Source organism: Micromonospora acroterricola (assembly GCF_003172955.1).
Taxonomy (GTDB): domain Bacteria; phylum Actinomycetota; class Actinomycetes; order Mycobacteriales; family Micromonosporaceae; genus Micromonospora; species Micromonospora acroterricola.
In genome coordinates, this window is record NZ_QGKR01000324.1 from 1 (window position 1) to 11248 (window position 11248).

Annotated in this window: 6 protein-coding genes; 1 reads left to right on the forward strand and 5 read right to left on the reverse strand. The window is 71.7% G+C overall.

The window, feature by feature from the left end; genetic code table 11:
• The 3 genes from treZ to glgX all read right to left on the reverse strand — a co-directional run.
• A partial coding sequence (gene treZ, locus DKT68_RS27960; RefSeq protein ID WP_109820375.1) for a malto-oligosyltrehalose trehalohydrolase occupies window positions 1–1617 on the reverse strand: 1617 nt, incomplete at its 3' end.
• Window positions 1617–3935: a malto-oligosyltrehalose synthase gene (gene treY / locus DKT68_RS27965; RefSeq protein ID WP_109820376.1), complete on the reverse strand. Its 2319-nt coding sequence runs from the start codon at window positions 3933–3935 to the stop codon at window positions 1617–1619. The genes treZ and treY, both read right to left, overlap by 1 nt.
• Window position 3936: 1 nt before the next feature.
• Window positions 3937–6054, reverse strand: coding sequence for a glycogen debranching protein GlgX (glgX, locus tag DKT68_RS27970; protein ID WP_109820377.1), 2118 nt, complete (start codon window positions 6052–6054; stop codon window positions 3937–3939).
• Window positions 6055–6382: 328 nt separating this feature from the next.
• Here glgX and DKT68_RS27975 point away from each other — a divergent pair, with 328 nt between their 5' ends.
• Window positions 6383–7786, forward strand: a complete 1404-nt coding sequence (locus DKT68_RS27975) for a glycosyltransferase family 4 protein (RefSeq protein ID WP_109820378.1) — start codon at window positions 6383–6385, stop codon at window positions 7784–7786.
• 414 nt (window positions 7787–8200) lie between these two features.
• Here the strand turns inward: DKT68_RS27975 and DKT68_RS27980 are convergent, their stop codons facing one another.
• Together DKT68_RS27980 and DKT68_RS27985 are read right to left on the reverse strand one after the other, a co-directional pair.
• Window positions 8201–9484 (reverse strand): citrate synthase, encoded by a 1284-nt coding sequence (locus tag DKT68_RS27980; protein ID WP_109820379.1) that lies wholly within the window; start codon window positions 9482–9484, stop codon window positions 8201–8203.
• A gap of 174 nt (window positions 9485–9658) precedes the next feature.
• On the reverse strand, window positions 9659–11248 hold a 1590-nt coding region (locus tag DKT68_RS27985), incomplete at its 5' end, for a sulfatase-like hydrolase/transferase (protein ID WP_109820380.1).

The following is an 11248-nucleotide window of genomic DNA, read 5'->3' on the forward strand; positions in this document are numbered from 1 at the left end:
CCCCTGCCCCCGCCCAGCCAGGTTCGCCACGACCAGCGTGTCCCCCCGCCGCATCAGCAGGAACTGATCCCCATGCTGCACGGAAACCGCGTGCAACCGAGGATCCGACAAGTCCGGAAGCGACCGACGCAGCGCAATCAACCGCTGGTAGAACGCCAACATCTCCCGATGCTCGGGCTTGTCCAGCTCCGCCCAGTCCAACCGCGACCGCACGAACGTCTGCGGATCCTGCGGATCGGGCACGTCCCCCTCCGGCCACCCGTGCGCCGCGAACTCCCGCCGCCGCCCGGTAACCACGGCCGACGCCAACTCCGGCTCAGGATGCGACGTGAAGAACTGCCACGGCGTAGAAGCCGCCCACTCCTCCCCCATGAACAGCATCGGCGTGAACGGCGCAGTCAGCAGCAACACGGCCCCGACGCGCAGGAGAGAAGGCGACAGCGAAGCTGAGATCCGATCCCCGGTAGCCCGGTTCCCGATCTGGTCGTGGTTCTGCAGGTACGCCACCAGCCGGTGCCCCGGCACCCGCGGGTCCAGCGGCCGCCCGTGGTGCCGGTTGCGGAAACTCGACCAGGTGCCCGCGTGGAAGAACCCGCCGGTGAGCACGTCCGCCAGGGTCTCCAGCGAGCCGAAGTCGCCGTAGTAGCCCTGCCGCTCCCCCGTCAGCAACGTGTGCAGCGCATGGTGCGCGTCGTCGTTCCACTGCGCGTGCAGCCCGAAGCCGCCCGCCTCCCGCGGCGTGATCAGCCGTGGATCGTTGAGATCCGACTCGGCGATCAGCGACAGCGGCCGTCCCAGGTGGGTCGAAAGCGACTCAACCTCGATAGCCAGCTCTTCGAGCAACGGAACCGCGCGGCTATCGGGCAGCGCGTGCACCGCGTCCAGGCGCAGCCCGTCGACGTGGTAGTCGCGCAGCCACATCAGCACGCTGTCGATGATGTAACGGCGGACCTCGTCGGAGTGCGGGCCGTCCAGGTTGACCGACCGGCCCCAACTGTTGCTCTGCTCGGCGAGGTAGGGCCCGAACCGTGGCGCGTAGGCCCCGGAGGGCCCGAAATGGTTGTAGACGACGTCGAGGATCACCCCCAACCCCTTGGCGTGGGCGGCGTCGACGAGCCGTTTCAGCCCGTCGGGGCCGCCGTAGGGCTGGTGCGGGGCGTACCAGCAGACGCCGTCGTACCCCCAGTTGTGTTCGCCGTTGAAGGCGTTGACCGGGAGCAGTTCGATCAGGTCGACGCCGAGGGAGACGAGGTGGTCGAGGCGGTCGATGGCCGCGTCGAAGGTGCCCTCCGGGGTGAAGGTGCCGATGTGCAGCTCGTAGAGGATGCCGCCGGGCAGTTGCCGGCCGGTCCACGAGCTGTCGGTCCAGTCGAAGGCGGCGTGGTCGTACAGGCGGCTCGGCCCATGGACACCGGAGGGCTGCCACGCCGAGCGCGGGTCGGGCAGCGGATGGTCGTCGTCGTCCAGCAGGAAGGCGTAGTCGGTGCCGGGGCCGCTGTTGGGCACCTCGACCCGCCACCAGCCGTCGGGGGCGGCGCGCATCTCGTGGTCGGCGGCGCCGGGCAGGTGCAGCCGGACCCGGGTGGCGTCGGGCGCCCACACGGTGAATTCGGTCATCACGCAGCCTCCGCGGATTCGGTGGGAGCCAGCAGTGCGACGGGATAGTCGGCCAGCAGTTCGGCCAGGGAGGTCTCACCGCCACTGTAGACCCGGCCGGTGAACAGGTCCTTCACCTCGTTAACGGGAAGCGACAGAACTGTGTCGCGCCAGCCGCCGGCGCGGGCCAGGCCCAGTGGCAGCCGGGTCGCCACCGCGATGGCGCCACCCCGGTCGAAGGCCACCACGTGCCGTCCCGCCGACCCGTGCGCCGGCACCGGCCGGTAGCCGGTGAACAGCTCCGGGTGCGCCCGGCGCAACCGCAGGGTCCGCGAGACCACCAGCAGCTTCGCGGCGCCGCTGTCGTCCACCGGGGGACGCCAGCCGCCGTCGAGGCGCGCCAGCAGCTCCCGGCGTACGGAGAAGTCGACCGGGCGGCGGTTGTCGGGGTCGACGAGCGAGTTGTCCCACAGCTCGGTGCCCTGGTACGTGTCCGGCACCCCGGGCATGGCGAGCTGGATCAGCTTCTGCCCCAGCGAGTTGCACCAGCCGGCCGGGGTGAGCGCCGCCGCGAACTCGGTCAGCTCGTCGTGCAGCTGCCGGTCGTCGTACATCGCGTCGACGACGCCGTGCATCGCCCGCTCGAAGACCGGGTCGGGGTCGCCCCAGCTCGTCGACACCGCCGCCTCGCGGGCGGCCTTCTCCACGTACGCGTGCAGCCGCTCCCGCTCGATCGGCCACGCGCCGGCGGCGGTCTGCCACAGCAGGTGGGCGAAGGCCGGGTCGGGCAGCGGCGCGTACGCCATCCACGCGGTGACCTGCTCGCCCCAACGTTGCGGCAGCTCGCTGAGCACGGCCATCCGCGCGCGGACGTCCTCGCTGCGTTTCGTGTCGTGGGTGGAGACGGTGGTCATGCTGGCCGGCCAGCGGACCTGCCGGGCGGTCGCGAAGCGGTGGAACTCCGCGGGCGGCACCCCGAAGTGGGCGGGGCTGCCGCCGACCTCGTTGAGCGCCACGAACCGGCTCCACCGGTAGAAGGCGGTGTCCTCCACTCCCTTGGCCATCACCGCGCCGGTGAGTTGGGGGAAGCGCTGCGCCAGCTCGTCGTCGGGGTCGCGCAGGCGGCGGGTGACCGCGTCCAGGGCGGCGGCCAGGTCGGGGCGGCGCCGACCGGCCTCGGAGCGGGCGGCGGCGAGGTGCCGGCCGCCGTGCGGCGGGTAGCCCCGGTAGACGGCGAACGCGGCGGCCAGCTCGGCGAGGGCCGCCCGCGCCTGCTCGCTGGGCACCTCGGGGGCGAGCGCGGCCAGCCGGGTCAGCTCGGCGGCGAGCAGCTTGGTGGCGGCGGCCAGCTTGGTGTCGTGGGTCAGGTCCTCCCAGGAGGTGTGGTGCCCGACGAGGCGGGTGTCCAGCACCGTGAAGTCGCCCTCCGCGTCCGGGTCCACGAAGAGGCCGTTCACCGCGGCCAGGGCGTCGTAGCCGGTGGTGCCGTCCACCGGCCAGTCCGGCAGCTCCTCGCCGTACTCCAAGATCTTCTCCACGGTCAGCCACGCCGCCGGCGCGGCGGCCCGCAGCCGGGCCAGGTAGCCGGCGGGGTCGCGCAGCCCGTCGGGATGGTCGACGCGGATACCGTCGACCTCACCGTCGGCGGCCCAGCGCAGGATCAGCTCGTGGGTGGCGGCGAACACCGCCGGGTCCTCCACCCGCAGCCCCGCAAGGTCGGAGACGGCGAAGAACCGGCGGTACGTCAGCTCGGCGTCCCCGCGCCGCCAGGACACCAGCTCGTAGTGCTGCCGGTCGTGCACCTCGCGGGCGCTGCCGTCGCCGGTGCCGTCGGCGACCGGGAACCGGTGCTCGTGGTAGCGCAGCTCCCCCTCGACCAGCTTGAGGTCGTCCAGGGCGGCCGGGTCGTCGGCCAGCACCGGCAGCAGCAGCCGGCCCCGGTCCCAGTCGATGTCGAACCAATCGGCGTACGCCGAGGCGCGACCCCGGCGCAGCACGTCCCACCAGGCGGGGTTGGCCGGCGGCACGGCCACCCCGGCGTGGTTGGGCACGATGTCGACGACCAGGCCGAGCCCGGCGGCGGCCAGCGCGCGCAGCAGCCGCTGCCGGCCCGCCTCGCCGCCCAGCTCCGGGTTGACCGCCCGGTGGTCGACCACGTCGTAGCCGTGCGCCGAGCCGGGGGTGGCGGTCAGCAGCGGGGCGCTGTAGAGGTGGCTGACGCCGAGGTCGGCGAGGTAGTCGGCGATCTCGGCGGTGGCGTCCAGGTCGAAGCCGGGGCGGACCTGCACGCGGTAGGTGGCCGTCGGCTTCCTCTGCTCGGGGTGAGGGGGCACCGCCATCTCAGATCGTCCTCTCCAACACCACCAGGGAGCGGTCCGGCACCCGGACGGAGCCGCCCGCGCTGATCACCATGACGTCGTCGGGTTCGGGTTCGGCGGTGCTGATCACCCGTTCCCACTTCTGGCCGTACTCGCTGCCGGGGAGGGTGAAGTCCAGCGGGGCGTCGTGGGCGTTGAAGCAGAGCAGGAACGAGGCGTCGTGGTGCTTCTGGCCGTACTGGCCGCGCTCGGGGATGCCCTCGCCGTTGACGAAGAGCGCCACCGAGCGGCCGAAGTCGTTGCCCCAGTCGTCGGCGGTCATCTCCCGCCCGTCCGGGGTGTACCAGGCCAGGTCGGGCAGCGGCTCGTCGATTCCACGCCCGCCGACCGGCAGGCCGGTGAAGAAGCGGCGGCGGCGGAACACCTGGTGCCGGGCCCGGAACGCGGTCAGCGTCCGCACGAACTCCAGCAGGTGCTGGTCGGCGTTGTCCCAGTCGACCCAGGCCAGCTCGCTGTCCTGGCAGTAGACGTTGTTGTTGCCGTGCTGCGTGCGGCCCAGCTCGTCGCCGTGGCCGATCATCGGCACGCCCTGGGACAGCATCAGCGTGGCCAGGAAGTTGCGCCGCTGCTTGGCGCGCAGGGCGAGCACCGCCTCGTCGTCGGTGTCGCCCTCGACCCCGCAGTTCCAGGACCGGTTGTGGCTCTCGCCGTCCCGGTTGTCCTCGCCGTTGGCCTCGTTGTGCTTGTCGTTGTACGACACGAGGTCGTTGAGCGTGAACCCGTCGTGGACGGTGACGAAGTTGATGCTGTGGAACGGACGGCGCCCGTCGTCCTGGTAGAGGTCGGCCGAGCCGGAGATCCGGGACGCGAACTCGGCCAGGGTGGCCGGCTCACCGCGCCAGAAGTCCCGCACCGTGTCCCGGTACTTGCCGTTCCACTCCGTCCACAGCGGCGGGAAGTTGCCCACCTGGTAGCCGCCGGGGCCCACGTCCCACGGCTCGGCGATCAGCTTGACCTGGCTGACCACCGGGTCCTGCTGCACCACCTCGAAGAAGGTGGAGAGCCGGTCGACCTCGTAGAACTCGCGGGCCAGGGTGGCGGCCAGGTCGAAGCGGAAGCCGTCGACGTGCATCTCCTGCACCCAGTAGCGCAGCGAATCCATGATCAGTTGCAGGGAGTGCGGGCTGCGCACGTTGAGGCTGTTGCCGGTGCCCGTGTAGTCGACGAAGTAGCGGCGGTCCTCCTCGCTGAGCCGGTAGTAGCTGGGGGCGTCCACGCCCTTGAAGCTCAGCGCCGGCCCGAGGTGGTTGCCCTCGGCGGTGTGGTTGTAGACCACGTCGAGGATGACCTCGATGCCGGCCGCGTGCAGCGCCTTGACCATGCCCCGGAACTCCTGCACCTGCTGGCCCAGCCGGCCCAGCGCCGAGTAGCCGTGGTGCGGGGCGAAGAAGCCGATCGTGTTGTAGCCCCAGTAGTTGCGCAGCCCCAGGTCGACCAGCCTGTTGTCGTGGATGAACTGGTGTACCGGCATCAGCTCGATGGCGGTCACGCCCAGCCGGGTCAGGTGCTCGATCATCGGCGGCGAGGCGATCCCGGCGTACGTGCCGCGCAGCTCCTCCGGGATGTCCGGGTGGCGCATGGTCAGCCCCCGCACGTGGGCCTCGTAGATCACCGAGTGGTGGTACGGGGTGCGCGGCGGCTTGTCGTTGCCCCAGTCGAAGTACGGGTTGACCACCACCGACTTCGGCATGAACGGCGCCGAGTCCGTCTCCGACATCCGCTCCGGGTGCTCCAGGTCGTAGTCGTAGACCGCCGGGTCCCACGCCACATCGCCGTCGATCGCCTTGGCGTACGGGTCGAGCAGCAACTTGTGCGGGTTGCAGCGCAGCCCGTTGGCCTGGTCGTACGGACCGTGGACCCGGTAGCCGTAACGCTGCCCCGGCTCGATGCCCGGCAGGTACGCGTGCCACACGTACGCGTCGACCTCACGCAGCTCGACCCGCCGCTCGGCGCCGGTGTCCCACTCGTCGAACAGGCACAGCTCGATCCGCTCGGCCACCTCCGAGAAGATGGCGAAGTTGGTGCCCATCCCGTCGTAGGTTGCGCCCAGGGGGTACCGCTCGCCCGGCCAGACCTGCATGTCGCTCCTTCAGACCATGGTCATGTGCGCACTGCGCCGCGAGCGCACCGGCAGGGGTCGCCAGCGCGCACGCCGCTATTGCCCCACACCCCGCCGCGCCAATCCATCCTTTCAGGGGATGCCCGGAATACACCCGTCTGATGCGCGCTAAACCTTCGGGTGTCTTCCGTCACCTTGACCCCTCTCGGGATGCGCTACCGCGCTCAATGCCCTTTGCTTGTTCGGGGACGCGCCCGCGCGTATCCACTCGGCCCTCGGCCACCCCGCCACCTCTCCCTTCGCCGCCACCGATGCCGGCGCGTACCACCCTGCATGGACGGAGATTGATGTGACCACCCTGCGGGTCGGCGAGCAGCTCGCTACCGCCACGGACCGGGCCCACCGGCCCACCCTGACCTCCCGGCCCCAGGTTCCGGCCCAGCCCGGCCCGGGGGTGCCGCCGCAGACCCGTCGCATCCTGATGCTGTCGTGGGAGTACCCGCCGGTGCTCGTCGGCGGCCTCGGCCGACACGTCCACGCCCTCTCCGTCGCCCTCGCCGCCGCCGGCCACGACGTCACCGTCATCACCCGCCACGCCGAGGGCGCACCCCTGGAGGAGTACGCCGACGGCGTGCGCATCCTGCGCGCCCCCGAAGACCCCGTCACCTTCCCCCTCGCCACCGGCTCCCTGCTCGCCTGGACGATGGCCTTCAACCACACCCTCACCCGTACCGCCCTGCGCGCCACCCAGGCCGGCTCGTACGACGTCATCCACGCCCACGACTGGCTCGTCGCCCACACCGCGATGACGTTGCGCGACCACCTGGACATCCCGCTGGTGAGCACCATCCACGCCACCGAGGCCGGCCGGCACCAGGGCTGGCTGCCGGAGGAGATGAACCGCACGATCCACGGCGTGGAGCAGTGGCTGAGCACCGAGTCCAACCGGGTCATCGTGTGCTCCGGGTACATGCGCGACGAGGTGAACGCGCTGTTCGGCGTGCCTGCCGGCCGGGTCGACGTGGTGGCCAACGGTGTGGAGCCGCACCGCTGGCGGGTGCCGGCCCGCGCGGTGGCCGCCGCCCGGGCCCGGTTCGCCGGGGACGGCCCGCTGGTCACCTTCGCCGGACGGCTGGTCTACGAGAAGGGCGTGCAGCACCTGATCGCCGGGCTGCCCCGGCTGCGGGAGCGGCACCCCGGGCTGCGTGCCGTGATCGCCGGCGACGGCCCGTACCGCGCCGAACTGGAGGCCGAGGTGCACCGCCACGGCCTGGGCGGCATGGTCACCATGCCGGGCTTCCTCGGCGGCACGGACCTGCCGGCGCTGATGGCCGCCTCCGACTGCTTCGCGGTGCCGAGCATCTACGAGCCGTTCGGCATGGTGGCCCTGGAGGGCGCCGCGGCCGGTGCCCCGCTGGCGGTCGCCGCCACCGGTGGTCTCGCCGAGATCGTCGAGCCGGGCGTGACCGGGATGACGTTCCAGCCGCACGACCCGGACGGGCTGACCGAGGCCGTGGACGCGCTGCTGTCCGACCGGGAGCGTGCCCGCACCCTCGCCCGCCGCGCCCGGCGGATGGTCCACGACCAGTACGGCTGGTCGGCCATCGCCCAACGCACCGCCGCCAGCTACGCCGCCGCCATCACGACCGACGCGGCGTTCACGGCCGAGCGCGCCGAGCAGCGCATGTCCCAGGGCCGCGCCCTGCCAGCCCTCCCGGACGGCAACCTGCTCGCCGCCGCCGGCCTGCGCTAACGCCCGTCCCCTCCCCCGCGTCGGTCATGGCGTTGAGTGGGTGCTCCTGAGCGCCCACCACAGCTCCATGATCGACCGTGTCTACGACTGGTCGCTGGTGACAACGCGGAGTGCGTCGGAAAGACCGCGCTCGGCGGACGGGTTCCGCCAGGACGGGTGGTGGACGGGCCATCTCCCGACGACGCTGATACCTCTGAGGCATAAATATGCCTCAGAGGTATCGCGCTCGAACGAGCCACAGGCCCCCAGCCCGGTCGGGGATGTGGAGTGGATCTGTGTGCGGCCACGGCCCCGGACGCAGATCGAAAAACGAGCGGCCGTCGGCCCCGGGTGGGGGCCGACGGCCGCTCGTCAGTGCGGGTGCGCCCCGGTCAGCGGTCGGCGAGCACCGTCAGCGCTGGTTGAACGGAACGGTCAGCGCTCGTTGAACGGGACGTAGTCCCGCTCGGCGGCGCCGACGTAGACCTGCCGCGGACGGCCGATCTTGGTCTCCGGGTCGCTGATCATCTCGCGCCACTGGGCGATCCAGCCGGGAAGCCGGCCCAGCGCGAAGAGCACCGTGAACATCTTCGTCGGGAAGCCCATGGCCTTGTAGATCAGGCCGGTGTAGAAGTCCACGTTCGGGTAGAGCCGGCGGGAGACGAAGAAGTCGTCGGCGAGGGCGATCTCCTCCAGCTCCATGGCGATGTCCAGCAGCGGGTCGGGCTTGGCCATCCGGCCCAGCACGTCCTGCGCGGCCTTCTTGACGATCGCCGCCCGCGGGTCGTAGTTCTTGTAGACCCGGTGGCCGAAGCCCATCAGCTTGACGCCGTCCTGCTTGTCCTTGACCTTGCGGACGAAGGACCGGACGTCGCCGTCGCCGGCGTGGATCTGCTGGAGCATCTCCAGCACGGCCTGGTTGGCGCCGCCGTGCAGCGGGCCGAACAGCGCGTTCACGCCGGCCGAGACGGAGGCGAACAGGTTGGCGTTGCTGGAGCCGACCAGCCGGACGGTCGAGGTGGAGCAGTTCTGCTCGTGGTCGGCGTGCAGGACGAAGAGCATGTCCAGCACCTTCGACATCACCGGGTCGACCTCGTACGGCTCCGCCGGCACGCCGAACGTCATCCGCAGCAGGTTGTCCACGTACCCCAGGGAGTTGTCCGGGTAGAGCAGCGGCTGCCCGATGGACTTCTTGTAGGCGTACGAGGCGATGGTCGGCACCTTCGCCATGAGCCGGACCGTCGAGATCTCCACGTGCTCGGAGTCGAACGGGTCCAGGCTGTCCTGGTAGAAGGTGGAGAGGGCGCTGACCGCCGACGAGAGCACGGCCATCGGGTGGGCGTCCCGGGGGAAGCCGTCGAAGAAGCGGCGCATCTCCTCGTGCAGCAGCGAGTGCCGCCGGATCCACTCGGTGAACTCGGTCAGCTGCTGCTCGGTCGGCAGCTCACCGTAGATGAGCAGGTACGAGACCTCCAGGAAGGAGGACTTCTCGGCCAGCTGCTCGATCGGGTACCCCCGGTAACGCAGGATGCCCGCGTCGCCGTCGATGTAGGTGATCGCGGATGAGGCAGCGGCGGTGTTGACGAAACCGGGGTCGTACGTCGTCATCCCGGTTTCCTTCAGCAGCTTGCTCACCCCGATACCGGCGGGGCCCTCGACCGCAGGATGCACCGGCATCGACAGCTGCCCACCGGGGTGATCGAGCTTGACTTCCGTCATGTGGTTCCTCGCTTCGCCGGCAGATCTACGTTGAATTGCCTTCGCTTCTACCGTAATTGCGGCTTGGGGGACACCGCCCGCCGTGGTTCGACGGTGAGGTATGCGTCACCCGATTCCCGACCCGGCAGCCGGGAAACCCGCCGTCCCGGCGCCCGGGACGAGCGCCGAGCCAGCTCAGGACAGCGTGAGGCGTCGCAGCGTACCGTCCCCCGCGACCTGGTAGACGTCGAGCTGGTTGGTGCCGGCGTGGAACAGCCGGTCGTCGCTGAGCAGCGCGGCGAACCGGCGCCCACCCGGGTCGGCCGGCACCACCGGGACGACCGCCCCGATCCGGCCGTTGACCGCGACCGCCAGCAGGGTGCCGTCGGGTATCGCGTCCGGCACGTCGCCCCAGACCAGCGCCGGGAGGCTGCCGGTGTCCGGGTCCATGGCCCGGAACGCGGCCAGGTCGGCCACGCGGGCGCTGCCCCCGGCCGGACCGGCCCGGACCTCGGTGCCCACGAGGAGATGCGGCGTCGGCAGCGGCGGCGGGGCGGGCACCCCGCCGGGGAAGGTGACCGGTTCGCCGGGGCGGTCGTAGAAGTGCTTCGTGCCGTCGGTGCGCGGCGCCTCCCGGGCGGAGCGGCCGTCGACCCGCCAGGGCAGCCGGATGCCGGCCTCGTCGGCGACCGTGGGCAGCAGGTCGACGTGCTCCCAGTTGCGGTCGTCGACCCGGCCGGTCTGCTGCCGTGGCTCCTTGACGAACATCGGCACCCACGCCACCTCCCCCGCGGCGGCCTTGATCGCGTCCATGCCGCGGCCCTGGGCGCCCTGGCGGAAGCTCACGCCGTGGTCGGCGGTCACCACGACGAGGGCCTGGTCGTAGAGGCCGCTGGCGCGCAGCGTCCGCAGCGTCTCGCCGATCAGCCGGTCGGTGTAGCCGAGCTGGGCGAGGTGACGCTGCCGCGCCAGCTCGACCCAGCCGGCGCCGTCGCTGGGCAGGTCCTCGGGGGCGTCGTAGCGGGCCCCGGACGGCAGGAACGCCCACGGCGAGTGGGGCATCAGCAGGTGCAGGAAGTGCAGGGCGGGGCGGGGTGCCGGCTTCAGCCCGGCGAGGAAGCTGGTGAACCGGGCGGGCTGGTTGTCGTCCAGGCTGTCCCAGCGGAACTTCGGGTCGGCCGGCACCGGCTCGGCGGCGTCCAGGCCGGCCTCGGCGCTGGTCTGCTCCCGGTAGGAGTCCTCCGGGTCGACCCGGGTGGGCGTCGGCCCGGCGACCTGGCCGAGCAGCCTGCCGGTCTCCCGGACCAGCACGCCGAGCCCCTGCTCCGGCGCGACCGGCTGCTCGCAGCGGCTGGGCGGGCAGAGGCGGGTGATGCTCTCCTGGGCGCGAATGTCGTACAGGCCGCCGAAGGCGGTGAAGATGTTGTCCGGGTACTGCGAGTAGTGCGGCGCGACCGACCGCGCCGGGTAGCGGCCGGTGAGCATCGCCGGCAGCGCGTTGGGGGTCCAGCCGCTGACCCCGGTGGCGTTGCGGTACCAGGTCGACCCGCCGGCCAGCTCGGCGAAGTGCGGGAACCGGGCCGCGTCGATCCGGCCGTCCGGGCCGAGCAGGCTGACCAGCGGCAGCTCGTCGAGGATCAGCATGACCACCGGCGGGTGCACCGCGCCCTGCGCCGTGCCGACCGCGCCGCCGTCGCCGCGCGGCAGCACCACCGCCGAGGTGGGTGAGGCGAGCAGGAACAGCGCCACGAAGGCCACCGGCCCGGCGGCGGCCAGCCGCAGCAC